General features: G+C 55.6%; 2 pseudogenes. Both read left to right on the plus strand.

Annotation, left to right across the window (positions count from 1 at the left end):
* Positions 1 to 364, plus strand: a pseudogene (locus PSI23_RS22090) (hypothetical protein); the annotation flags it as partial.
* A pseudogene (locus tag PSI23_RS23735) lies at positions 336 to 444 on the plus strand (baseplate complex protein); the annotation flags it as partial. The pseudogenes PSI23_RS22090 and PSI23_RS23735, both read left to right, overlap by 29 nt.

Below are 444 nucleotides of genomic sequence, written 5' to 3' on the forward strand. Positions count from 1 at the left end.
GCCGCAACCGCTATCTACGGCGACCAGCCGTCAGGCAATCAATGCGCAACTGATTGCTAAAGCCAACGCGCAGGCCAGTGCGGGCAGCAGTCTTGCCGGGTTAAAATCCCAACTATCTGCCTTTACCTCTGCCCGGCAATCCGCGTTGCAGCACGTCACCGATGCCATGAATGGATTGGCAGGAAAATCGGCCACGGTCTGGGCGTTCTCAGGGAAAGGGAACGGCACACACATAGCGGAGAAACTGCGACAGAACATTCCCGAACCCGATGCCGTTTATACCCTGGCAACGCTGTTTGTCGGGGACGATATCCGCCCATTAGAAAGGATGCTCCATGAGCCAAATTATCACCCTCGCCCTTGATGGCGAGGCCATTGCGTTAAAAAGTCTCACTGTCACCCCCTCCATGATGTTTCAGGATCAAGACCAGAGCGGCCAGTCTT

This window comes from Xenorhabdus yunnanensis (assembly GCF_028598805.1).
In the GTDB taxonomy this organism is placed as follows: Bacteria; Pseudomonadota; Gammaproteobacteria; order Enterobacterales; family Enterobacteriaceae; genus Xenorhabdus; species Xenorhabdus yunnanensis.